This window comes from Polaromonas sp. (genome assembly GCF_012927485.1).
GTDB lineage: Bacteria > Pseudomonadota > Gammaproteobacteria > Burkholderiales > Burkholderiaceae_C > Polaromonas.
This window is the reverse complement of sequence record NZ_JABBPC010000009.1, coordinates 101997-125167: the sequence shown is the minus strand read 5'-3', so window position 1 is coordinate 125167 and position 23171 is coordinate 101997. Positions and strand designations below refer to the sequence as shown.

General features: G+C 57.0%; 21 protein-coding genes and 1 tRNA gene. 18 read left to right on the top strand and 4 right to left on the bottom strand.

Annotated elements, in window-relative coordinates; all coding sequences use genetic code 11:
• Positions 1–86: 86 nt before the first annotated feature.
• A tRNA-Leu gene (locus tag HHJ16_RS03185) sits at positions 87–171 on the bottom strand.
• Between the two features lie 264 nt (positions 172–435).
• On the opposite strand from HHJ16_RS03185, the gene rnr reads away from it, so the two are divergent.
• On the top strand, positions 436–2811 hold the full coding sequence (rnr, locus tag HHJ16_RS03180; RefSeq protein WP_293640555.1) for a ribonuclease R: 2376 nt from the start codon (positions 436–438) through the stop codon (positions 2809–2811).
• Between the two features lie 48 nt (positions 2812–2859).
• The gene (locus tag HHJ16_RS03175) at positions 2860–3429 is read left to right on the top strand and encodes a YggT family protein (RefSeq protein ID WP_293640554.1); all 570 of its coding nucleotides are present in this window, start codon (positions 2860–2862) and stop codon (positions 3427–3429) included.
• Here the strand turns inward: HHJ16_RS03175 and HHJ16_RS03170 are convergent.
• The 3 genes from HHJ16_RS03170 to HHJ16_RS03160 all read right to left on the bottom strand — a co-directional run bounded on the left by HHJ16_RS03170 (position 3426) and on the right by HHJ16_RS03160 (position 7774).
• Positions 3426–4979, bottom strand: a complete 1554-nt coding sequence (locus HHJ16_RS03170) for an NAD(P)H-hydrate dehydratase (protein WP_293640553.1) — start codon at positions 4977–4979, stop codon at positions 3426–3428. The two genes, HHJ16_RS03175 and HHJ16_RS03170, sit on opposite strands and share 4 nt — an antisense overlap.
• A gap of 44 nt (positions 4980–5023) precedes the next feature.
• The gene (locus HHJ16_RS03165; RefSeq protein WP_293640552.1) at positions 5024–6283 is read right to left on the bottom strand and encodes a D-amino acid dehydrogenase; all 1260 of its coding nucleotides are present in this window, start codon (positions 6281–6283) and stop codon (positions 5024–5026) included.
• Between the two features lie 108 nt (positions 6284–6391).
• The gene (locus HHJ16_RS03160) at positions 6392–7774 is read right to left on the bottom strand and encodes an amidase (protein ID WP_293640551.1); all 1383 of its coding nucleotides are present in this window, start codon (positions 7772–7774) and stop codon (positions 6392–6394) included.
• Positions 7775–7921: 147 nt separating this feature from the next.
• Between HHJ16_RS03160 and rpsB the strand changes: the two genes are divergently transcribed.
• From rpsB to HHJ16_RS03080, 16 genes are all read left to right on the top strand, one after another.
• Positions 7922–8674: a 30S ribosomal protein S2 gene (gene rpsB, locus HHJ16_RS03155; RefSeq protein ID WP_293640550.1), complete on the top strand. Its 753-nt coding sequence runs from the start codon at positions 7922–7924 to the stop codon at positions 8672–8674.
• Positions 8675–8806: 132 nt separating this feature from the next.
• Positions 8807–9721, top strand: a complete 915-nt coding sequence (gene tsf / locus HHJ16_RS03150) for a translation elongation factor Ts (protein ID WP_293640549.1) — start codon at positions 8807–8809, stop codon at positions 9719–9721.
• Between the two features lie 62 nt (positions 9722–9783).
• Positions 9784–10494 (top strand): UMP kinase, encoded by a 711-nt coding sequence (gene pyrH, locus HHJ16_RS03145; protein ID WP_293640547.1) that lies wholly within the window; start codon positions 9784–9786, stop codon positions 10492–10494.
• Positions 10495–10549: 55 nt separating this feature from the next.
• A complete protein-coding gene (frr, locus tag HHJ16_RS03140) occupies positions 10550–11110 on the top strand; it encodes a ribosome recycling factor (RefSeq protein WP_293640545.1) in 561 nt (186 codons plus the stop codon).
• Positions 11111–11137: 27 nt separating this feature from the next.
• Positions 11138–11890 carry a polyprenyl diphosphate synthase gene (gene uppS, locus HHJ16_RS03135; protein ID WP_293640543.1) on the top strand — a complete coding sequence of 251 codons (753 nt, stop codon included), beginning with the start codon at positions 11138–11140 and terminating at the stop codon, positions 11888–11890.
• Positions 11890–12747 carry a phosphatidate cytidylyltransferase gene (locus HHJ16_RS03130; RefSeq protein WP_293640541.1) on the top strand — a complete coding sequence of 286 codons (858 nt, stop codon included), beginning with the start codon at positions 11890–11892 and terminating at the stop codon, positions 12745–12747. The genes uppS and HHJ16_RS03130 overlap by 1 nt, the downstream gene beginning before the upstream one ends.
• 10 nt (positions 12748–12757) lie before the next feature.
• Entirely contained in the window at positions 12758–13945 is a 1188-nt protein-coding gene (gene ispC, locus HHJ16_RS03125; protein WP_293640539.1) for a 1-deoxy-D-xylulose-5-phosphate reductoisomerase, read from the top strand.
• 1 nt (position 13946) lies between these two features.
• A complete protein-coding gene (rseP, locus tag HHJ16_RS03120; RefSeq protein WP_293640538.1) occupies positions 13947–15323 on the top strand; it encodes an RIP metalloprotease RseP in 1377 nt (458 codons plus the stop codon).
• Positions 15324–15336: 13 nt separating this feature from the next.
• Positions 15337–17643 carry an outer membrane protein assembly factor BamA gene (bamA, locus tag HHJ16_RS03115; protein WP_293640537.1) on the top strand — a complete coding sequence of 769 codons (2307 nt, stop codon included), beginning with the start codon at positions 15337–15339 and terminating at the stop codon, positions 17641–17643.
• The gene (locus HHJ16_RS03110; RefSeq protein WP_293640535.1) at positions 17643–18149 is read left to right on the top strand and encodes an OmpH family outer membrane protein; all 507 of its coding nucleotides are present in this window, start codon (positions 17643–17645) and stop codon (positions 18147–18149) included. The genes bamA and HHJ16_RS03110 overlap by 1 nt, the downstream gene beginning before the upstream one ends.
• Before the next feature lie 47 nt (positions 18150–18196).
• Positions 18197–19252: a UDP-3-O-(3-hydroxymyristoyl)glucosamine N-acyltransferase gene (gene lpxD, locus HHJ16_RS03105; protein WP_293640533.1), complete on the top strand. Its 1056-nt coding sequence runs from the start codon at positions 18197–18199 to the stop codon at positions 19250–19252.
• On the top strand, positions 19249–19689 hold the full coding sequence (fabZ, locus tag HHJ16_RS03100) for a 3-hydroxyacyl-ACP dehydratase FabZ (protein WP_293640531.1): 441 nt from the start codon (positions 19249–19251) through the stop codon (positions 19687–19689). Before lpxD ends, fabZ begins: the two co-directional genes overlap by 4 nt.
• 10 nt (positions 19690–19699) lie before the next feature.
• Entirely contained in the window at positions 19700–20512 is an 813-nt protein-coding gene (gene lpxA, locus HHJ16_RS03095; protein WP_293640529.1) for an acyl-ACP--UDP-N-acetylglucosamine O-acyltransferase, read from the top strand.
• A gap of 96 nt (positions 20513–20608) precedes the next feature.
• Positions 20609–21760, top strand: coding sequence for a lipid-A-disaccharide synthase (gene lpxB, locus HHJ16_RS03090; protein ID WP_293640783.1), 1152 nt, complete (start codon positions 20609–20611; stop codon positions 21758–21760).
• On the top strand, positions 21732–22349 hold the full coding sequence (rnhB, locus tag HHJ16_RS03085; RefSeq protein WP_293640528.1) for a ribonuclease HII: 618 nt from the start codon (positions 21732–21734) through the stop codon (positions 22347–22349). The genes lpxB and rnhB overlap by 29 nt, the downstream gene beginning before the upstream one ends.
• Positions 22346–23131: an RNA methyltransferase gene (locus tag HHJ16_RS03080; RefSeq protein ID WP_293640526.1), complete on the top strand. Its 786-nt coding sequence runs from the start codon at positions 22346–22348 to the stop codon at positions 23129–23131. The genes rnhB and HHJ16_RS03080 overlap by 4 nt, the downstream gene beginning before the upstream one ends.
• The last annotated feature ends 40 nt before the right edge of the window (positions 23132–23171 follow it).

The following is a 23171-nucleotide window of genomic DNA, read 5'->3' as shown; positions in this document are numbered from 1 at the left end:
AATTCCGGACGAAAAAAAAGCCACCAGACGATGGTGGCATTTTTTGCGTTAACTTTCCTGATTTTATTCAGTAGGCTAATTAATTTTGGTGCCCGGGAGAGAACTCGAATCTCCACATCTTGCGATACACGGACCTGAACCGTGCGCGTCTACCAATTCCGCCACCCGGGCACAGCGGGAAGTTTACCATCACGTCTTTAGCTTAACGAATCGCAGTCCAGAAATATTTCATTTTCTCGGGAGATTGGGTGTCACAGGAATGTAAGGGGCGAGGGCAATCAGCGAAGCCTCGAAAAATCTTGCCGGCACCACGCCATTCGCCGACGGACGCTGCAGTTTTTCACAAATCGCGGCTAGTATCTGGTTTGGCAACTAATACAAAACTGATCACCAGATGGCCAATTCCATTATTCAAGTCCGCAGTTCACCAGACGGTTGCTAGCGGCACCTAACAAAAAGAGACTTTTTATCAAAACAAATCATCAAACTCCCGGCGCATCAGCCGGACTCCTCGCTGAATTTGAGGGAACCGTTTCTGGTCATCGCGACGGCCATGGCTTCGTTCTGCGAGATGACGGAGAGGCCGACATTTACCTTCCTCCCAACGAAATGCGCGCAGTGCTGCACAAGGATCGCGTCAAAGTGCGTGTTGTGCGGCACGACCGCAAAAATCGGCCAGAAGGGCGCGTTACCGAAATCATCGAGCGCTCCTCTGGCCCGATCATCGGCCGACTGCTGCAGGAAAGCGGCGTCTGGCTGGTCGCCCCCGAAGACAAGCGCTACGGACAGGATGTACTGATTCCTAAAAGTGCTACCGGTTTAGCGAAGACTGGACAGGTGGTGGTGGTTCAACTGACCGAACCTCCCGCGCTGTTCGGGCAACCTGTCGGCCGCGTCACGGAGGTGCTGGGCGAGTTGGACGATCCGGGCATGGAAATTGAAATTGCCGTCCGTAAATACGGCGTGCCGCATGAATTTACCGATGCCGCACTGGCCTTGGCCCGCACGTTGCCGGACTCGGTGCGACCTGCCGACAAAAAGCACCGCGTTGATCTGACCGATATTCCTCTGGTCACCATCGATGGCGAAGACGCCCGCGACTTTGACGATGCCGTTTACTGCGAGCCTGCCAAAGTGGGCCGCGGCAAGGGCTGGCGCCTGCTGGTGGCCATTGCGGATGTGAGCCACTATGTGGAAACGGGCAGCGCGATCGACATCGACGCCTATGACCGGGCCACCAGCGTGTATTTTCCGCGTCGCGTGATTCCTATGCTGCCTGAAAAGCTGTCCAACGGCCTGTGCTCGCTCAATCCCAATGTGGAGCGTCTTTGCATGGTGTGCGACATGTTGGTGAATGCAAAGGGGGAAGTTCACGCTTACCAGTTCTACCCCGCCGTGATGTTGAGCCAGGCCCGCTTCACCTACACCGAAGTGGCCGCCATTCTGACCAACACGCGCGGCCCTGAAGCGGCACAGCGCAAGACGCTGGTGCCGCACTTAATGGATCTGCACGATGTGTACCAAGCCTTGCTCAAAGAGCGAGGGGTCCGTGGTGCCGTCGATTTCGAAACCATCGAAACCCAAATCGTTTGTGATGAGGCGGGACACATTGAAAAAATCGTACCGCGCACTCGCAACGTAGCACACCGGCTGATTGAGGAAGCCATGCTGGCGGCCAACGTCTGCTCGGCCGATTTCATCGCGCAGAGCAAGCATATTGGGCTGTTCCGCGTGCACGAAGGTCCCACGCCCGAGAAAAAGGACATGCTGCGCAACTACCTCAAGGCCGTGGGTGTGGGCATGACGATCAGTGACGACCCGACGCCGGGTGAATTCCAGCAAATTGCCCTGGCGACCAAAGACCGACCCGATGCGACTCAAATCCACTCGATGCTGCTGCGCTCGATGCAACAGGCCATTTACACGCCCCTGAATAGTGGACATTTCGGTTTGTCCTATGAGGCTTACACCCACTTCACAAGCCCAATCCGCCGTTATCCAGACTTGCTGGTGCACCGTGTCATCAAGGCGGTCTTAAACAAGACTAAATACCAGTTGCCCACGTTGCCGACGCCGGGCGAGGCCGAGGCCAAGCTCTCCAAACGCCTCGCCGCAAGGGTCAAGGCACCGACTGAAAAACCCGTCAAGATCAGTGCCGATGAAATGGCGTGGCAGGCGGCTGGCTTACATTGCAGTGCCAATGAGCGCCGCGCCGACGAAGCCAGTCGCGACGTCGAGGCCTGGCTCAAGTGCAAATACATGCGCGAGCATTTGGGCGAGGAATTTGGCGGCGTCGTAACCGCCGCAACCGGTTTCGGTATTTTTGTGACGCTTGACGCGATGTATGTGGAAGGCCTGGTACACATTACCGAACTCGGCAGCGAGTATTTCCGCTTTGACGAAGCCAGGCAGGAATTACGCGGCGAGCGCTCTGGCCTGCGCTACGCGATTGGAACAAGAGTCAGGGTACAGGTCAGTCGCGTCGACCTCGATGGCCGAAAAATAGACTTTCGTCTGGTGCACGAAGGCGAAGAGTTGGTGGGCCGCGCCATGAAGGACAAGAGCGGTGGCCATGCGGCGACACTGCCGGAGCAAGAACGGGGCGCGCCGCGCCACGGCGGCGCTAAGGGGGCCGGAAAAGTGAGCGGCAAGAGCGCTGGAAAACGTTCGGAGTTACATTCCGGTAGCCGCAGCACAGGGACTGACAGAACGTCCAAGCCACCAATTCAGGCGCTCAAGGCGGCAGTCAAAAAATCAGCCAGCAATCCTGGCCGCAAGCTGGGGAAAAAGCCTCGCCGCTCGGGTTCATAGTTTTTATGACATTTTCTCACTCCACTTTTCTGCCAAGCTTGTGAATTTATGCTGATTCGGATTTTGGCCTTTTTGCTTGAAACTATCTTCTTTCTTCTGATCGCGGGGGCACTGCTCCGCGCCTGGATGAACTGGGTGCGCGTCAGCATGCGCGCGCAACCCGGCGGCTTCGTGATGGCGTTGACAGACTGGCTGGTCAAACCCCTGCGGCGCACTTTGCCCAAGCCCTTGCTCCAGTCACGGGTGGATTGGGCCAGTGTGCTGGCTGCCGGATTGCTCGCCCTGTCCTACGCGTTGCTGTGGGGCGTACTGTTCGGAGGCCTGCTCGATGCCGCGTTCTGGACTTCGAGTTTCGGAACGGCGGCGGTGCTGACGCTCCTGACGTTTGCCCTGAAGATGCTGATTCGGGTGACGCTGCAAACCCTGCTTGTTCTGGTGCTGGGCTATGCCATCCTGTCGTGGATCCAGCCCGGCTCGCCAGCGTATGGCTTGCTGGCCCGGCTGACTGAGCCGTTGCTGACGCCGCTGCGGCGTGTGATTCCGGTCATGGGCGGCGTCGATCTGTCCGCACTGGTACTCTTGGTTCTGCTGCAAATCGGCCTGATGGTGCTGGCTTAAAGTTGGCCTGAACGGGTCAGGGCGCCGGCGAGTGCCGACGCCGTCAAGGCTTGCCCGGGCCGTTCAGTGATCCAGGCATCGGCCTCGCGTCCGTGGACAAACACCGCGCTGCAGGCTGCTTCAAAAACACCCAGTCCCCTGGCCATGTACGCCCCGATCATGCCGGCAAGAACATCGCCGGTGCCGGCGCTGGCCAGCAAGGCATTTCCAGTGGCGTTGATATGGGTCTGCTGGCCCGGAGCCGCGATGACGGTCCCTGATCCTTTGAGCACGACTACACACTGAAACTGCTCAGCCAGCAGGCTGGCAGCCGCTAAACGGTCCCCCTGCACTTTGGCGGCGGTGCTGCCCAGCAAACGTGCAGCCTCCAGCGGATGGGGCGTCAACACCGTGCTGTAAGCGCGATATTGACGCACTTTCAATTGGCTTTGCAGCTGAGGGTCCGCTGCAATGGCATTGAGCGCGTCCGCATCCAGCACGACCTGCGTCGCGCTTGATAGCACTTTTGCGATGACGGTTTTGACTGCTTCACCACCGCCGCAGCCACAGACCACGACCTGGTGCTTTAAATCCAGCGCTTCAGGCGTGCGGAACATGAGTTCTGGCTGTTGCGGGTCGAAGGTCGGGCCGGCATTGCCTAGCAACGCCACGGATACCCGACCCGCGCCCGCATGCAACGCAGCCCGGGCAGCCAGCAGGGCGGCACCCGTCATATGGGTGGCCGGGGCGGATTCACCGCCCAAGATGGCGACATCGCCAAAACTGCCTTTGTGGCTGGCATGGGGAGCGGTCTTTCGCAGCGGCCGCATGGCGCGGTCTGCGCCCAAGAGCCAGGCGCTGGGAACTCCGCTGGCCGCCGGGTCGATCCCCAGATCGTCGAACCAGACCTCGCCAGCACTGTCCCGACCGCTAGCGGTAAACAGTCCGGGTTTCAGCGTCAGAAGACTGAGTGTAAAAAGCGCTGTTGCCCCCACCAGACAACCGTAATGGGGTGTTGATTTCGTCGCGTTAATGAGGGTTGTAAAACCAGTGTCGGCGTCGAGCCCGGTGGGCACCTCTACAGAAAGCCGTGGAACCTGGCTGGTTTGCATCACCTCCAGCCAGTGCTGCATCAACTCAGTGCCCGCGCGGCCGGGATTCAGCATCGCCCCGGTGCCGAGCAGGGCGTCAATACAGAAATCAAAATCCTGCGGCGGCTGTGTCGCCACTGGCACGCCAGCGGCCAGGGCCTGTTGCCGGGATGCGTCGGCATCCGGGGGTAGTCCGGATTTTTCGGTACTCAGTCCGGTCCAGGTCACGACCACAGTTTTCCCCCACTGATGGAGGTGCCCTGCGGCTTCAAAGCCGTCGCCACCATTGTTGCCGGGTCCGCAGGCGACCCAGATGCGCTGAGCGTGAGGCGCCAACGCCAACGTCAGCCGGGCAATCGAAAGTCCCGCACGTTGCCTCAGGGCTTGCGGCGGCAGGCTGGCTGCCGCTTGACGTTCAATCTCGCGGGTCGCCGCCACGCTGTAAAGCGGCTGGCTGAAGGTGCTGGATATTTTTCGCATTGAATCATTGTGAGGGCTTACGAGGCACTCGCCGGGCCGCGTATTCAGCCTAGCCGGCTGATATCCAGTCCTTCCATGTCGATGTCCGCCGATTTACCCGCCATCAGGTCGGCCAGCGCGCGCGCGCTACCGCAGCTCAGTGCCCAGCCGCTGGAGCCGTGGCCGAGATTGAGCCAGAGACCGGGAAGTCCGCTATCGCCAATGATGGGCGGGCCGTCGGGCAGCATGGGGCGTGCCCCTTTCCACACCTGCACATTGGTACCGAGGTTGGCGTGTTGAATCGCTCCCGGAAACCAGTCACGCAAGACCTTGTACAGCGTCTGGATGGAGGCAGCGTGCCGGCTTTCAAGCGAGCCGCCAATTTCTGCGCTACCGGCCACCCGCACGCGGTTGCCGAGTCGGGAAATGGCCACCTGGTAGCGCTCGTCCATCAATGCGCTACGTGGTGCGTTCAGGGGTTCACCAATCGGTGCACTCAGGGAGTAGCCGTAAACGGCGATCAGCGGGATCTTCAGGCCGAGTGGCCGGAGCAGCTGTGCGGACGCCAGGCCGGCACACATCACTACCCGGTCAAAGGTGCGAGGTGAGTTTTCGCCTGCTATCAGAATACGGGTTGCTTGCGCGGAATCCAAATGGGCGACAGTCGTGTTGAACTCGAAAGTGACGCCCATTCGCTGGGCTTCGTTCTTCAGCAGCAGCGTAAACTGCCGGCAGTTGGCTGCTTCATCATCGGGCAGCAGTACAGCCCCCAAAAAGTTGGTGTCGGGATTGAGCGCTGGCTCGATCTGGCGGACCTCGTCAGCATTAATTTTCTTGAACGCTACCCCAGCGTCTTGCAGGGCCTGCAGGCCGATTTGAATCAGCTGGCTGTCTTTTTCCGCCCGCAGCAACACCATATAACCGGTGCTGCGTTCGTATTCCAGTTGTAGTTCAGCGGTCAGTTTGTGCAATCGTTCACGGCTGTAAAACGCCAAACGCTGCATCCGGCTGCGGTTGGTCAGATAGGTCTCAAGCTTGCAGGCCCGAAACCAAGCCAACATCCATGCCAACTCGCCGCGCGATAAAGGCAGGCTCAGCTTGACCGGTGCATGGTGGTTGAACAATTGGCTTAAAACCTTGCCCGGCGCGCCGGGCGCCGCCCAAGGCGTGACATAGCCGGGCGCGACGATTCCAGCGTTGGTAAAGCTGGTTTCCTCAGCGGCGGTGCCTCTGCGTTCGAAGACGGTGACTTCGTGGCCATCTACGGCCAGCTCATAGGCCGTGGTGATACCGATGATGCCGGCGCCAATAACGGCAACCCTCATGCGGTAATGCCGTTTAGGCCGTTGGTGGATTGGCGGAATAAGTCGGTGTTCATTATTTTTAGACGGGGTAGAGGCTTTTAGCCCCTGATTGGAGTGCGCAAGCCACTATTATTTTAGTAGTGAATGAGCCAGTATCTTTTCAACTTGGAGCGCGAGATCCAGCACTCCATCGTCGTGCAGCGCCGCGTGCCAAAGCATCAACCCCACCGGCAATTGGTCAGGGGTATGGCAGGGTAGGGAAATCGCGCAGCCGTCGAGCATATTGACCACGGCCGTGTTGCGCAGCAAAAGCCCGTTGACCCGAAAGAACTCGGCGTCATCATTCAACACGCTGGCAATCGCAGGTGCCACGATAGGCACGGTGGGGGAAAGTACCGCGTCAAAACCGTGTAGACGTGCTTCCATCCGTGCAATCCATGCTTTGCGTGCCGCCAGCAAATCGATGTAATCCGCCGCACTCATGCAAGCGCCCTGCAAAATACGCAGCGCCACCCGCGGGTCGTATTCAGCCTGATGCCCGGCAATCAAGCGCCGATGCCAGGCGTAACCCTCTGCGGATGAGAAGCCGCCGGTCGAATTAATGGTGGCCAATTCGCTAATTTCTTCAACAGCAATTACTTCAATCTGCGCACCGGCTTGGCGTAACACCCGAAGGCTGCGCTCAAAGGCCAAGGCGACGCTGTCATCCATGCCGTCCTGCATTTGCGTCCGTGCAACCGCAAGGCGACAGGACGCCAAGGGTTTGCCTGCCAGCTGAACGGTGCGAGCGGCGAGCACTTCATGTACCGTGACCGCGTCACAGACCAAGCGGGTCAGGGCACATACCGTGTCCAGGCTGGTGGATAGCGGAACGGCGCCCAGGGTGGGGACGAGGCGGGCGGTGCTTTTGAAACCCACAATGCCGCAAAGCGCGGCTGGAATACGGATCGAACCGCCGGTGTCTGATCCCAGGCCAACCAAGGCTGCGCCCGTGGCCACTGACACGGCAGCGCCGGACGAAGAGCCACCCGGAATCCGTTCAACGAGCTGGTCCGCCGGATTTACAGGGGTGCCGTAATGCGGGTTGATGCCCACGCCGGAAAATGCAAACTCGACCATGTTGGTGCGGCCGACAAGCACCGCACCCGCCGCCCGCAGCCGCATCACGGCAGGGCAATCTGCAACGGCCGCATCGGCGCTGGCCAGCACGGTGGATCCGGCGGCCGTGGTTTGGCCTGCCACGTCGAACAAGTCCTTGACGGAGACAGGAATCCCCGCCAGCGGGTAGGTTGGATCATTGAAAAGCGATTGGAACGGCGATCCGGGCGCATTTCTATCTGTCGCCAGTGGTCCTTCTGCCGGGTCATGCAGAAAAACATGGCGACAAGCCGGGCTTTGCGCTGTCTCGGCCGCGCGAAGGAGGATTGCCTGGGGAGTGGTCCGGCCTGCTTGAAGGGCGAGGCGAGCGGCCTGGATATCTGCTGGGTTGGGAGTCTGGCTGAGCGGTCTCATAGATATTTGAGTGTTATACTCAGCGGGCTTTGTGAATGACGATTTCGTTGTTTGCAAGGCAAATCGCAAATCAGCCGTACAAGGTGTTGCTCGAAAATAATTTCGGGCGATAAGCGCTGATTTTAGACACAACCTTTGGAGTTATATATGTCGACAAGCATGCGTGAAATGTTGGAAGCTGGCGTTCATTTCGGTCACCAAACCCGCTTTTGGGACCCTAAGATGGCCCCTTATATTTTTGGCCACCGCAACCGTATTCACATCATCAACCTGGAAAAATCGCTGCCGATGTACCAGGAGGCGATGAAGTTCGCGAAACAGCTTTCTGCCAATCGGGGCACCATTTTGATGGTCGGTACCAAACGCACGGCGCGCGAAACCGTTGCTGCCGAAGCTAAACGCGCTGGCATTCCTTTTGTTGACCAGCGCTGGCTGGGCGGCATGTTGACCAACTTCAAAACGGTCAAGACCTCGATCAAGCGCCTGAAAGAGATGAAAGCCCAGCAAGAAGCCGGCTTGGATACCATCAGCAAAAAAGAGCAACTGACGTTCAAGCGTGAAATCGACAAGCTCGAAAAAGACATTGGCGGCATCCAAGACATGACCGCGCTGCCAGACGCCATTTTCGTGATCGACGTCGGATTCCACAAAATCGCCGTCTTGGAAGCGAAAAAACTGGGCATTCCGCTGATCGGTGTGGTTGATACCAACCATTCCCCAATCGGCATTGACTATGTGATTCCCGGCAATGACGACTCGTCCAAAGCCGTGGCTTTGTATGCGCGCGGTATCGCCGACGCGGTCCTCGAAGGTCGCGCCAATGCCATGAACGACGTCGTTAAGGCGGTGTCGGCAGAGAGCTCGGATGAATTTGTGGAAGTACAAAACGCAGCTGTTTGATAGCTCGGCCTTTGCGCCAGACGCGAAAAAGGGGCTCGCGTAGCCCCTTTTTCACACCTTAAAATTACGTTAATTAGCCGGGTGCGCCGTCAGCATCTGGCTGAAGTAAATACGACAAACGGAGAATCAAAGATGGCAATTACTGCAAGCATGGTCGCTGAACTGCGCGCCAAAACCGATGCCCCCATGATGGAGTGCAAAAAAGCATTGACCGAAGCGGATGGTAATTTTGATAGAGCCGAAGAAATCCTGCGCGTAAAGCTCGGCAACAAAGCCGGCAAGGCTGCTTCCCGCATTACCGCTGAGGGCGTGGTGGCGATATACCGTGACGGCGATCTTGGCGCACTGGTTGAAATCAACTGCGAAACTGATTTCGTCACCAAAAATGACAGCTTTCTAGCGTTCACTCAAGCCGTGGCAGAGGGCATCGTCAAGAACAGCCCCGCCGATGTTGCCGCCATTGGCGCCATGCCTTTGTCGCTCGACGGCTTTGGTCCAACGGTGGAAGATGTGCGCAAAGGTTTGATCGGCAAGATCGGCGAAAACATGAGTGTGCGTCGTTTCAAACGCTTTTCCGGCAGCAAGCTGGCGTCTTACCTGCACGGCACCCGTATCGGCGTGGTTGTCGAGTTTGAGGGCGATGAAGCTGCCGCCAAAGACGTCGCCATGCACGTGGCTGCAATGAAGCCTGTCGCCCTTTCAAGTGCCGACGTGCCTGCCGATCTGGTCGCCAAGGAGCGCTCAGTCGCTGCGGCCAAAGCGGCCGAGGATGCGACGAAGGCTCAAGCCGAAGGCAAGCCGGTGCAGTCTGCTGAAATTGTGGCCAAACGTGTTGAGGGTGGCGTTCAGAAGTACCTGAAGGAAGTCAGCCTGCATAACCAGAATTTCGTCAAGAACGACAAGCAGACAGTCGAGCAGATGCTGAAAGAACGCGCCACCACGGTCAAGTCCTTCACGCTCTATGTGGTGGGCGAAGGGATCGAAAAAAAGGTGGATGATTTCGCCGCTGAAGTTGCTGCCCAAATCGCGGCTGCCAAGGCTGCGTAAGCCTTTTAGTCTTGCGCGAAGGCCGCTAAACTGCAAATTAACCCATCTTAGAAAGCGCTCACATGCCAGCTTACAAGCGGATCTTGTTAAAACTGTCAGGTGAGGCCCTGATGGGAGATGATGCCTTTGGCATCAACCGGGCTACGATCGTACGCATGGTTGAAGAAATTGCCGAGGTCACTCGCATGGGTGTGGAGGTGGCGGTGGTGATCGGCGGCGGCAATATTTTCCGCGGGGTGGCGGGCGGCTCGGTCGGCATGGACCGCGCCACAGCGGACTACATGGGTATGCTGGCCACCGTGATGAACGCGCTCGCTTTAGGCGACACCATGGATAAGGCCGGCCTGATTGCACGGGTCATGTCTGCGATTGCCATAGAGCGGGTGGTCGAACCTTACGTCAGGCCCAAAGCGCTGCAATACCTGGAAGAAGGCAAGGTCGTCATTTTCGCGGCGGGCACCGGGAATCCATTCTTTACCACGGACACGGCAGCAGCTTTGCGCGGTGCTGAAATTGGCGCAGAAATCGTTTTGAAGGCCACTAAGGTCGATGGCGTGTACACTGCTGATCCCAAAAAAGATCCAACGGCAACGCGGTATACCAACATCACGTTCGATGAAGCCATGCGCAAGAATCTTGAGGTGATGGACGCGACCGCGTTTGCCCTGTGTCGCGACCAAAAGTTGCCGATCAAGATCTTTAGCATTTTTAAGCACGGTGCGCTCAAGCGCGTGGTACAGGGCGGAGACGAAGGAACCCTGGTTCACGTCTGATGCCTAGTGCCGCAGTTTTGCACTTTTTCGCACATAGAAATTCGGAGTGTCGACCATGAGTATTGTTGAGATCAAGCAGCAGGCAGAGCAAAAAATGCAGCAGTCCGTGGACTCGTTCAAACACAGCCTGACGAAAATCCGTACCGGCCGGGCTAATCCGGGCTTGCTAGACACCATTCAGATTGACTACTATGGCTCCATGGTGCCCCTCAGTCAGGTGGCGAACGTGTCGTTGCTTGATGCGCGTACCATCAGCGTATCGCCGTGGGAAAAAGGGATGAGTGCAAAAATTGAAAAGGCCATCCGTGATTCCGATCTGGGCCTTAATCCTGCAGCCCAAGGTGACTTGATACGTGTGCCGATGCCTGCGATGACCGAAGAACGGCGCAAGGAACTCACGAAGGTTGTGCGGTCCGAAGGCGAGCACGGCAAGGTGATCGTTCGCAATCTTCGCCGCGACGCCAACGATAGCGTCAAGAAGCTGGTCAAGGAAAAGCTGGCCTCTGAAGATGACGAGCGTCGTTCGCAAGAAGAGATCCAAAAGTTTACAGACCGTTTTATTGTTGAGGTTGACAAACTGGTCTCCGGCAAGGAACATGACATCATGGCGGTCTGACCTCACCCCGTCAGGCCTGAATCGAACATGGCCATACTTTCGCCCATCGTTCCGCACCATGTAGCCATCGTCATGGATGGGAACGGTCGCTGGGCAACGAAGCGGTTTTTACCCCGTATTGCCGGCCACAAACAGGGCGTCAATTCGCTGACGCGCTGTGTGCAGGCCTGCCTGGAACGCGGTATCCGGGTGTTGACTGTCTTTGCTTTTTCGTCGGAAAACTGGAATCGGCCCTCCGAAGAGGTCTCTGGCTTGATGAAACTGCTGGCATTGTCTTTGTCCAAGGAAGTTCAGAGTTTGAATGCCAATGGCGTCCGGATCTATTTCGTGGGAAACCGTGAGCCGCTTTCCGAAAAAGTTCAGGCGGGATTGGCGCAGGCCGAGCGCATGACCTCTGGTAATCAGCGGCTTATATTCAACGTATGCTTTAACTATGGCGGGCGCTGGGATATTGCCCAGGCCGCCCAAAGGCTTTCGAGCCGGGGCGAAGCCATTACGGAGTTGGCACTGGACCGGGCGATGGCCTTGGCGCATGTGCCGGACCCTGATCTGCTGATTCGCACTGGTGGTGAATTGCGTCTCAGCAACTTTTTGCTTTGGCAGGCGGCGTACTCGGAGTTGTACTTTTCTGACAAGCTTTGGCCCTCATTTGACGAAGCCGCGCTGGATGAAGCGATTGCGGTTTTCCGCACCCGCGAACGTCGGTTCGGCCAAACCCCTGGACAGCTCAACGGGAAGGTCAATGGACGTGACAAAAACCAGAATGCAGAGGTCGCTTGATGCTTAAGCAGCGTGTGATCACGGCCATTGTTCTGCTGGCGATTTTGTTGCCCGCACTTTTTTACAAAACCCCGGTTCCTTTTTGTACAGTTGCGCTGTTGCTCATTGCCGCTGGCGCCTGGGAATGGGGCCGGTTGAATACGTTAGGACAATTCGGCTCTATCGGGCTGGCGCTGGTTTGCGTGCTGGTCTGCGGCTTGTCCTGGTATGCAGGGTTGCTCGTAAAAACTTTACCAACCCTCTGGGCCGTTGCTGGCGCGGGCTGGGTGTTGGTCGGAGGCTGGCTACTGCGCAACGGCGTTCTCGGCTGGCCGCGCATTCCGAAGGTGTTGCGTATTCTGGGCGGTTTGGTGGCACTCTGGCTGGCCTGGTTGGCCGTCGCTCAAGCTCGCGTGATCGGTGTTCCCTTTTTGCTGTCGGTGTTGCTGTTGGTGTGGGTGGCTGATATCTTCGCTTACTTCGCAGGGCGTACTTTCGGTGGGCGCTTCAGTAAGGGCAAACTGGCGCCCTCCATCAGTCCGGGAAAAAGCTGGGAAGGGGTCTGGGGCGGCATGGTCGGCGTGGTAGTTTTGTCCCTGTTCTGGGTTTGGGCGGGCGATGTATCGGCGGGCGGTTTCCTGGCGGAGCCGACGCTTTTCAGCCGATTGACTCAACTCCATGGTGTCGCGATGATGCTGCTTGTGATCCTTTTCTTGACTGCCATGAGCGTGGTGGGGGATCTGGTCGAGTCGCTGATCAAACGCAGCGCGGGTGTGAAAGACTCCAGCGGCCTGCTTCCGGGCCACGGGGGCATCCTGGATCGGGTTGATGCCTTGTTGCCCACCTTGCCACTGGTGATGATGTTGGTCACTTTTTAGGTTTTTTTGCATGTCGTTTAAAAAACATCGGGTAACGGTTTTGGGCTCCACCGGGTCCATCGGCACCAATACTCTGGACGTCATCGCCCGCCATCCCGAGCGTTTTGAGGTGTTTGCGCTCAGTGCGGCGACTCAAACCGACCTGATGTTCGCCCAGTGTGCTCAGTTCAAACCGAAGTACGCGGTGATGGTGAGCGAGCCGCATGCCCGCCGTCTGGCTGAAAAAATTAAAGAAAATGGGCTTTCAGTCCAGGTTTTGTGGACGCCAGAGGCGCTCGAAATGATCGCTGCTCACGAACTCGTGGACACCGTGATGGCGGCCATTGTGGGCGCTGCTGGCCTCACATCGTGCATGGCCGCAGCCAAAGCCGGCAAGCGCCTTTTGTTAGCTAACAAGGAAGCTTTGGTCGTGGGCGGCGACGTGTTTATGCAGGCGGTGCGCGCAGGCGGTGCCCAACTGCTGCCTATCGATAGCGAACATTCCGCGATTTTTCAGTCCTTACCGGAAGATTCGACGAGTTGGGCGCAGCGGGTTGAGAAGATCATCCTGACCGCATCAGGCGGTCCGTTCCGGACCCGCGCGCCTGGCACCTTGAAGCATGTCACGCCCGACGAGGCCTGCGCGCATCCCAACTGGGTGATGGGCCGCAAGATTTCAGTCGACTCGGCGACCATGATGAACAAGGCCCTGGAAGTCATCGAAGCCAAATACCTGTTTGGTCTGGCGCCGCAGCAAATCGAGGTGGTGATCCACCCGCAAAGCATCATCCATTCCATGGTGCAATATCGCGATGCATCGGTGGTGGCGCAATTGGGTACGCCGGACATGCGGGTGCCGATTGCTTACGGCTTGGCATGGCCGGATCGGATTGTCTCGGGCGCCAAGGCGCTCGACTTTTCTTCTTTGGCCAACATGACCTTTGAGGTGCCTGACGAGACGCGGTTTCCGGGGCTGCCGCTGGCTTGGGAGGTGCTGAAGGCGCCTTTGGGCAGTACGGCAGTACTGAATGCGGCCAACGAAGTGGCGGTGGCTGCTTTTCTGAACCAACGAATCCGCTTTGACCACATCCACCATGTCAATCAAGCCACTTTGGATTTGGTGACGGTCTCTGACGTGAACGATATCGAAGGCTTGCTCGCGCTGGATACCCAAGCTCGCGCGGTAGCCGGTCAAATAGCTAAAAGTCTGGAGCTCTAACATGCTGACGCTGATCGCTTTTGTAGTCGCGCTGGGTATTTTGATTACCGTGCATGAGTATGGCCATTACCGGGTTGCAGTCGCCTGCGGCATCAAGGTTCTGAAGTTTTCAATTGGCTTTGGCAGACCCCTTTACACCTGGCGATTGAAGAACAAGCCGACGGAATTCGCCATCTGCATGCTGCCGTTGGGCGGCTACGTCAAGATGCTGGACGAACGCGAGGCACCGGTCGATGCGGGCGAGCGGCATCTGGCCTTCAACACCCAGCCTTTAAAGTCTCGAGCGGCCGTGGTGGCTGCGGGACCCATTGCCAATTTATTGCTGGCCGTGTTGCTCTACGCGGTGGTTAATTGGAGCGGCTTGCAGGAACCCAAAGCCGTTCTGGCCAGTCCTGTGGCCGGGTCATTGGCTGAGCGAGCCGGCTTGCGCGGTCACGAAACTGTCCAGCAAGCAGCCTTTACAGGCGATGATTTGCAAACGGTGCGTTCTTTTGAAGACCTTCGCTGGAGGCTCACACAAGGTGCCCTCAACGGGCGTGATCTGATGCTGCTGCTCGGTGGCGATGCAGACGCTTCCAAGCGAACGGTACTGCTGGAGCTCAGCAAGCTCGGTGCCATCGACGCTGACGCTCAGTTATTCCGAAAAATCGGCATTCTCGGACCTTGGACCAAGCCTGTGATCGGCGACGTGATGGTCGGCAGCGCGGCTGAAAAATCCGGTTTGAAGGCCGGTGATGTGGTCGAGCGTATAGGCGATATCGCCATTGTGGATGGCCAACAGCTGCGCGAAGCCATACGGACTTCTGCGCGGTCCTTGGTCGGCGGTGCTGGCGTCATTGCGCCGCAGCGCTGGCAAGTCCTGCGGGCCGGTCAGCCTTTGGTGCTGCAGCTGACGCCGGAAGTCAAGCAGGAGGGCGGGGCGGCAGTGGCCCGAATAGGGGCTTACGTCGGCGCACCGCCAGAATTTGTGACGGTGCGTTACGGACTTTTCGATGGTTTGTGGCAAGGCGCTGTCCGGACCTCGGAGGTATCCCTTCTTACGCTCAGGATGATGGGGAAAATGGTTATCGGAGAAGTTTCACTCAAGAATCTGAGCGGCCCACTGACTATCGCGGATTACGCCGGTAAATCGGCCAGCCTTGGTTGGTCCGCTTACCTGCTATTTCTGGCCCTGATTAGCGTCAGCCTTGGCGTACTGAATTTACTGCCGCTGCCGGTTCTTGATGGGGGTCACCTGATGTATTATCTTTGGGAAGGTATCACCGGTCGAGGCGTGTCTGACGCGTGGATGGACCGGTTGCAGCGCGGTGGCGTTGCGATCCTGCTGGGCATGATGTGCGTTGCCCTGTTCAATGATGTCACCCGGCTTTTAGGCTAATTCCTTTAATTTCATGCAAAAACATTTAAATCGATTCAAGGTTCGTGCGGCTTGCGCCATTGCCTCTGGTTTTTTCTTGGTCAACTCCGCTTGGGCCGTTGATCCGTTCACGGTTCGGGACATTCGGGTGGAAGGTTTGCAGCGCGTCGAGCCCGGAACGATTTTTGCATCGCTCCCCTTTCGCGTGGGTGAGACCTACAACGACGACAAGGGCTCAACGGCCATTCGCGCGTTGTTCGGCTTGGGTTTGTTCAAGGACGTTCGGCTAGAGGTCAGTGGTGATGTGCTAGTAGTCATTGTCGAGGAGCGCCCTACGGTGGCCGACGTGGACTTCGTCGGCACCAAGGAATTTGACAAGGAGGCGCTCAAGAAGGCGCTTCGTGAGGCGGGTGTCGCAGATGGACAGCCTTTCGACAAGGCACTCGCCGACAAGGCCGAGCAGGAACTCAAGCGGCAATACATCAACAAAAGTCTCTACGGCGTTGAGGTGATCACTACCGTGACGCCAATCGAACGCAATCGCGTCAACCTGACTTTCAGCGTCGTTGAGGGGGATGTCGCAAAAATCAAGGAAATTCATATTACGGGAAATAAGGTGTTCGGCGAGTCGACGCTGCTGGGTCTGTTTGATCTCAACACCGGCGGCTGGCTGAGTTGGTACACAAAGTCCGACCGATATTCCCGAACCAAACTCAATGCGGATATCGAAACACTGCGCTCCTATTACCTGTCGCGCGGTTATCTGGAATTCAAGATAGAGTCCACCCAAGTTGCGATTTCGCCTGACAAGCAGAGCATATCGATTACTGTCAACGTCACCGAAGGTGAGCGTTTCGTGGTGTCGGGTGTCAAGCTTGAGGGCAATTACCTGGGCAAGGAAGAAGAGTTCAAGTCCTTGGTAACGATCAAACCGGGGCAACCCTACAACGCTGACGCGATCGCTGAAACCACCAAGGCCTTTACCGATTACTTCGGAACCTTCGGATTTGCGTTTGCCAAAGTGGAGGCCGCACCTGAAATTGACCGTGTCAACAACCGGGTGTCTTTTGTGCTGCAGGCAGACCCTTCGCGGCGAGCCTATGTACGGCGGGTCAATATAGCGGGTAATAACCGAACGCGCGATGAAGTAGTGCGCCGTGAATTCCGACAATTTGAGTCTTCCTGGTACGACGGCGACAAAATACGGCTCTCGCGGGATCGGGTCGACCGCCTTGGATTCTTCACGGATGTGAATGTGGACACCCAGGAGGTGACGGGTACGGCAGATCAGGTTGATGTCAACATGACCGTGGTTGAAAAGCCTACAGGTAATCTTCAACTCGGTCTTGGCTACTCAAGCGCTGACAGCGTATCTCTGATGCTCGGTATCAAACAAGAGAACGTTTTCGGTTCGGGTAACTACTTGGGCATTGAACTCAACACCAGCAAGTCGAATCGTCAGCTTGTGTTGAGCACGATTGATCCGTATTTCACAGCCGATGGCATCTCCCGCACCATTGATGTGTATGACCGTACGTCTAACCCACTGTCTGGCCAGGGCGGCGATTACAGTCTGAAGACAAGGGGTGCAAGCATTCGTTTCGGTGTTCCATTCACTGAGAACGATACGGTTTATTTTGGCACGGGGTATGAATCGTTGACGATTGTTCCCGGCACCAGTCTTCCCGTGAGTTATCAGACCTATGCCAATCAATTTGGCTACAAAAGCAATTCCATCCCGTTGACAGTTGGATGGTCGCGGGACAACAGGGACAGCGCGCTGGTACCGACGACAGGTCGGTATCAACGTGTTTACGGAGACTGGGGTGTTGCCGGCAATATCAAGTTCGTGCGAGCCAATTACCAGGTGCAGCAATACATACCGCTCAACAAGCAGTTCACAGTTGCCTTGAATGGTGAATTGGGTTGGGGCAAAGGCCTTAGTGGCCAGCCCTATCCGCTCTTCAAGAACTACTATTCAGGCGGTTTGGGATCGGTACGCGGATTTCAGCAAGGTTCTTTGGGACCCGTGGATCCCAATGACGTCAATAGGCTGGCCATCGGCGGTCCAAAGAAGCTGACGCTGAATGCGGAACTCATTGCGCCATTTCCGGGTGCAGGAAATGACCGCACGTTGCGCGTTTACGGGTTTGTCGACGCTGGTAACGTGTTTGGCGAACACGAGCAATATCGGCTGAATGACCTGAGGGCTTCTACCGGGATCGGGATCAGCTGGATTTCTCCTGTGGGCCCCCTGCGTATTGCGTATGCGTTGCCTATACGCAAGAAGCCAGACGATAGAATAGAGCGGTTGCAATTCCAAATTGGTACATCATTCTAATGACGCATTTTTCAAACAAATTTTTCCTGGCTCTTGTTATTGCATTGGCCGGTTTTTCCGTCAATGCACAAGAATTTAAGGTTGGCGTTGTCAATCTGGACCGGATTTTCCGTGAAGCCAACTCCGCGAAGGCTGCCCAGACAAAACTGGAGCAGGAGTTCAGCAAGCGTGAAAAAGAGCTGGGCGATCTCACCAGTCAATTAAAAGTGTTGTCTGACAAGTTCGAGCGTGAGGCGCCTACGCTTGCAGAAAGTCAGCGCAGTACACGTCAGAAACAGCTCGTTGATCAGGATCGGGAGTTCCAGCGTAAACGTCGCGAGTTTCAGGAAGACCTCAACACCCGCAAAAACGAAGAACTGCAGCAAGTGATTGAACGCGCCAATAAAGTGGTGAAAACGCTGGCTGAGGCTGAGAAGTACGACCTGATTCTTCAGGAATCGGTTTACGTCAACCCAAAGCATGACATCACCGATAAGGTGATCAAGGCGCTAAACGCGTCCCGTTAATTGCAGCTACTTACGGCGCGAATTGACGTAAAACCGGGTCACGCGGTGTGACACTCCGTCTTGCCGATATCGTAAAGGCCTTGGAGGGTGCGGTGCAGGCGGAGCTGGTGGGCAGCCCTGATCTGCAGATTGATCGGCTGGCCACCCTGGAGGCAGCCGGTCCGCGCGATCTGACTTTCCTAAGCAACCCCAAATATCTCGGCAAACTTGCACAATCCGCAGCGGCTTGTGTGGTGGTGGCACCTAGTGTCCGCGAAGCGGCCATGCGCCGCGGTGCTTGTATCGTGGTGGACGATCCTTACTATTACTTCGCGCTGATGACCCAGTTCTGGAAGCGGCAGCACGGTGCGGGGACACTGCCAGAAATTCATCCCAGTGCCTTCATCCATCCAGAGGCCAGCGTGGCACCGGGTGTTTCCGTAGGCGCGTTCGCCTGTATCGCGGCGGGCGCCGTGATTGCAGAAGGGGCACACATTTCCGAGCATTGCGTCATCGGCAGGGGGGCGTTTATTGGGGCTGACAGCAGATTGTCGGCCCGGGTAACCGTGGCGGATGGCTGCCGCATTGGTGAGCGTTGCATTATTCATCCCGGTGCGGTGATTGGGGCGGATGGATTCGGTTTTGCGCCGCACGATGGTCGGTGGATCAAAATCGAACAACTTGGCGCGGTACAGATCGGCAACGAGGTGGAAATAGGCGCGAACACCTGCATTGACCGGGGCGCTTTGCAAGACACGGTGTTGGAAGATGGCGTCAAGCTTGATAACCTGGTTCAGATCGGTCACAACGTTCGGGTAGGCAAACACACTGCGATGGCAGGTTGTGCGGGCGTCGCCGGCAGCGCAACGATTGGCGCGCACTGCACGCTGGGTGGCGGGGCTATTGTGCTCGGCCATTTGAGTCTGGCCGATGAGGTACATATTTCAGCGGCATCCGTTGTGATGCGATCTATTTTGAAACCTGGGCACTATACCGGTCTCTTTCCTATCGACGAAAATGCAGCTTGGGAAAAAAATGCGGCGACGCTCAAGCAACTTCACGCCTTGCGTGACAGACTCAAACAGGCTGAAAAGGCCCTTTCGAACTTGCAAGAAAAATTATGATGGATATTCACGAAATTCTCAAACAGCTACCGCATCGTTATCCGTTCTTGTTGGTCGACCGTGTGCTCGAAATAGAAAAAGGTAAAAGAATTAAGGCGCTCAAGAACGTCACGATTAATGAACCTTTTTTTGTCGGTCATTTTCCCCATCATCCCGTGATGCCTGGGGTATTGATGCTCGAAGCCATGGCGCAGGCTGCAGCCTTGCTGGCGTTTGATACGCTTGGAGAGACTCCTGATGACAAGACCGTGTATTACTTTGCCGGCATTGACGGAGCCCGTTTCAAGCGCCCGGTCGAACCCGGTGACCAGCTGATCATGGACGTCACACTGGATCGCATGAAGTCTGGTATTTTCAAGTTCAAAGGCGTGACGCGTGTCGGTGAAACCATCGTTTGCGAAGCTGAACTGATGTGCACCATGCGCAGGATTGCTTGAGCGTGATGACATGACGTTGTCAGTTGCCGTGCCGGGCATTCATGCATCGGCAGTTGTTGATCCACTGGCGCAGCTCGACAGCTCGGTCCGCGTGGGCCCTTATACCGTGATTGGTCCCAATGTCAGAGTAGGGCCCGGCACCACCATCGGGCCGCACTGCGTGATTGAAGGCCATACGACGATAGGCTGCGACAACCGGATTTTTCAGTTCAATTCACTGGGAGCAATTCCGCAAGACAAAAAATACGCAGGTGAACCGTGCGAGTTGGTCATTGGCGACCGCAACACCATTCGTGAGTTTTGCACCTTCAATATCGGCTCACCCGGCGGCAGCGGCGTGACGCGTGTAGGCGATGACAACTGGATCATGGCTTATGTACATCTGGCACATGACTGCGTGGTCGGTAACCACACTATTTTTGCCAATAACTCCCAGCTGGCCGGGCACGTACAGGTGGGAGATTGGGTTATTCTGGGCGGGTTTACCGTCGTTCACCAGTTTGTCCGGCTGGGAGCCCACAGTATGACGGCCATGTGTTCCCTGTTGTTCGCCGACTTGCCGCCGTTCGTGATGTCGCAAGGGCAACCCGCTGAAGCCCGATCGATGAATTACGAGGGGCTGCGCCGTCGAGGCTTTTCTCCCGAGCGGATTGCCGCCGTCAAGGCGATGCACAAGGCGCTTTATCGCGACGATCTCACGCTGGACAAAGCCCGGATGCGAATCGCCGAGTTGCCTGAAAAATATCCTGAATCATCACCGGACGTCCAGATGATGCTCTTTTTTTTGGAGCAAACTTCGCCGCAGCGCGGGATTGTGCGGTAGGCCCAGATGTCGTTTGCGCCGACTCTTCTGCCCACCCGTAGAGAGGCTGGCGGACTGCCCACAAGCCCCCCCGCGCAAGACGCACCGAACGTAGCCATGGTTGCGGGCGAAACCTCCGGTGATCTGCTGGCTGGTTTGCTGCTGGAAGGTCTTCAAAAACGCTGGCCAGCGCTGACATGTGCCGGCATCGGCGGGCCGCAGATGACGAGCCGGGGTTTCCATGCCTGGTGGCCGAGCGAGAAATTGGCGCTGCACGGTTATGGCCTGGATGTACTGCTGCGTTATCGCGAACTCGTCGGAATACGCCACCAATTGAGGACGCGTCTGCTTGATCCGCGTCATGGGATCGAGCGTCGCCCTGACATCTTCATCGGTGTCGATGCGCCCGACTTCAATCTGGATCTTGAGGCTGCGCTGAAAGCGGAGGGCGTCAAAACCGTTCATTTTGTCAGTCCCTCGGTATGGGCCTGGCGCCCGGGCCGTGTAGAGAAAATCCGGCGCAGCGTGGACCACGTGCTTTGCATTTTCCCCTTCGAGCCTGAATTGCTGGCTGCGCACGGCATTGCCGCGACCTATGTGGGACATCCGCTGGCCAGTGTGATTCCCGTGCAGCCTGACCGCTCCGGGGCCAGGCGCAAGCTGGGTTTGCAGGATGACGATACCGTTATTGCTGTTTTACCAGGTAGCCGTGTGTCTGAAATCCGGTATTTGGCGAGTCGGTTCTTCGCGGCGGTTGCGCTTGTTAAACGCGTACAACCAGCGATTAAATTTATAGTACCCGCAGTTCCCCATCTGAAAGTCCAGATTGAGCGGCTGGCGAATGAGGCTGGTGTGCGGACTGATCTGCAGATTGTCGAAGGCCAGTCGCACACGGTGCTCGCTGCCTGCGATTTCACCTTGATTGCGAGCGGTACCGCCACGCTGGAAGCTGCTTTGTTCAAGCGACCCATGGTGATCGCCTACAACATGAACTGGCTCTCGTGGCAGTTGATGCGGCGTAAAAAGCTGCAGCCCTGGATTGGACTACCGAACATCCTTTGCAACGAGTTTGTCGTTCCCGAACTACTGCAAGAAGCAGCCACACCCGAAGCCATGGCCGCCGCGCTGCTGCAGTGGGTGGACGCAAAATCGTCCGCGCCTGAAAAAATAGCGGCGCTGGAAGAACGCTTCACCAAGCTGCACGCTGAGTTGCAGCGCGACACCCCACAATTGGCTACCGATGCAATCCAGAAAATTCTTGAAGCTTGAGCAAGCTCCGTTGTGTTGGTACGTTCCTGGGCTGATAGCGGGGGTTGACGAAGCGGGGCGTGGTCCCCTGGCGGGTCCCGTGGTGGCTGCAGCGGTTATTCTTGACGAATTGAATCCCATCCAGGGATTGGCGGATTCAAAAAAACTCACGGCCTTGCGGCGTGAAAAGCTTTTCGACGAAATTCGCGCCAAAGCATTGTGTTGTTCCATTGCGCTGGCAAGCGCTGAGGAAATTGACACTTTAAATATTTTGCAGGCCACCATGCTGGCCATGAAACGGGCGGTTGAGGGATTGCGACTCAGGCCCAACAAGGTGCTGGTTGATGGCAACCGCCTGCCTTCGCTGGAAATTTTGGCCGAGGCTATTGTTAAAGGCGATGCGCTGGTGCCGTGCATCTCAGCCGCATCCATTCTGGCCAAAGTGTACCGAGACCGCTGGTGCGCGGAGTTTCACCTCGAATATCCGCAGTACGGCTTCGCCCGCCACAAAGGGTATGGCACGGTTGCGCATTTGGCGGCCTTGCGCGAGCATGGCGCCTGCCCCCAGCATCGCAAGACATTTTCTCCCGTGGCGGCGGTGCTGCGGTGACTACCGGTTTTTCTGTTCCGGTCACACACGTTTCATCGCGCGACAACCCGCTTATCAAGGAGCTGCGCAAGTTGTCGCAGAACAGTACGGCGTACCGGGCGCAAGGGCGGATCTGGCTGGAGGGTGACCACCTTTGCCGGGCCTCGCTTGCGCGAGGGTTCAAACCGGTGATTGCCGTGTTTTCAGAGTCTTTTTGGCCTTTAGCCCCGCTTGAATATACGCAAGTTGCTGTCAAAAACATCGTGGTTTCTGACCCGTTGCTGCCGGAAATCAGTGGACTGGAATCACCCGCGCAGATGGGGTTTGTGCTGGAGTTGACGGCTGCGCCCGAATTGCTGTTTGATGCCGCCTCGGTGATCCTGGACCGTGTGCAGGATGCTGGCAACGTCGGTTCCATCCTGCGCAGTGCGGCAGCGTTCGGCTTTAGCCAGATCATTGCGCTTAAAGGCACGGCGGCACTCTGGTCACCCAAAGTGCTGCGTGCGGCTATGGGAGCCCATTTTTCCCTGCGCTTGGTGGAGGGCGTTCATCCCGGTGTGCTGGCGGGGCTAACCGTTCCCATCGTGGTCACGAGCTCGCACCAGGGAAAACTTCTGCACCAACAAGAACTGCCCATGCCTTGTGCCTGGATCATGGGTCATGAAGGGCAGGGCGTCAGCGATGAACTGTTGGCTAGCGCACAACTGCAAGTGCGCATAGACCAGCCTGGCGGCGAAGAATCCCTTAACGTCGCCGCTGCTGCCGCCATTTGTCTGCACGCCAGCGCGCTCCAGCGGCACTAGGACAGCAAAAAGTTGGGGGCTGAGCGCCGTTTTATTCGGC

Bases quoted from the DNA above. Each gene is read 5' to 3' on its own strand.
- rpsB (WP_293640550.1), top strand. From the start codon at position 7,922: ATGTCGACAAGCATGCGTGAAATGTTGGAAGCTGGCGTTCATTTCGGT.
- lpxB (WP_293640783.1), top strand. From the start codon at position 20,609: ATGGTTGCGGGCGAAACCTCCGGTGATCTGCTGGCTGGTTTGCTGCTG.
- HHJ16_RS03110 (WP_293640535.1), top strand. From the start codon at position 17,643: ATGACGCATTTTTCAAACAAATTTTTCCTGGCTCTTGTTATTGCATTG.
- HHJ16_RS03160 (WP_293640551.1), bottom strand. From the start codon at position 7,774: ATGAGACCGCTCAGCCAGACTCCCAACCCAGCAGATATCCAGGCCGCT.
- uppS (WP_293640543.1), top strand. From the start codon at position 11,138: ATGGCCATACTTTCGCCCATCGTTCCGCACCATGTAGCCATCGTCATG.
- rnhB (WP_293640528.1), top strand. From the start codon at position 21,732: ATGCAATCCAGAAAATTCTTGAAGCTTGAGCAAGCTCCGTTGTGTTGG.
- ispC (WP_293640539.1), top strand. From the start codon at position 12,758: ATGTCGTTTAAAAAACATCGGGTAACGGTTTTGGGCTCCACCGGGTCC.
- HHJ16_RS03165 (WP_293640552.1), bottom strand. From the start codon at position 6,283: ATGAGGGTTGCCGTTATTGGCGCCGGCATCATCGGTATCACCACGGCC.
- frr (WP_293640545.1), top strand. From the start codon at position 10,550: ATGAGTATTGTTGAGATCAAGCAGCAGGCAGAGCAAAAAATGCAGCAG.
- bamA (WP_293640537.1), top strand. From the start codon at position 15,337: ATGCAAAAACATTTAAATCGATTCAAGGTTCGTGCGGCTTGCGCCATT.
- HHJ16_RS03170 (WP_293640553.1), bottom strand. From the start codon at position 4,979: ATGCGAAAAATATCCAGCACCTTCAGCCAGCCGCTTTACAGCGTGGCG.
- HHJ16_RS03130 (WP_293640541.1), top strand. From the start codon at position 11,890: ATGCTTAAGCAGCGTGTGATCACGGCCATTGTTCTGCTGGCGATTTTG.
- rseP (WP_293640538.1), top strand. From the start codon at position 13,947: ATGCTGACGCTGATCGCTTTTGTAGTCGCGCTGGGTATTTTGATTACC.
- lpxA (WP_293640529.1), top strand. From the start codon at position 19,700: ATGACGTTGTCAGTTGCCGTGCCGGGCATTCATGCATCGGCAGTTGTT.
- fabZ (WP_293640531.1), top strand. From the start codon at position 19,249: ATGATGGATATTCACGAAATTCTCAAACAGCTACCGCATCGTTATCCG.
- pyrH (WP_293640547.1), top strand. From the start codon at position 9,784: ATGCCAGCTTACAAGCGGATCTTGTTAAAACTGTCAGGTGAGGCCCTG.
- tsf (WP_293640549.1), top strand. From the start codon at position 8,807: ATGGCAATTACTGCAAGCATGGTCGCTGAACTGCGCGCCAAAACCGAT.
- HHJ16_RS03175 (WP_293640554.1), top strand. From the start codon at position 2,860: ATGCTGATTCGGATTTTGGCCTTTTTGCTTGAAACTATCTTCTTTCTT.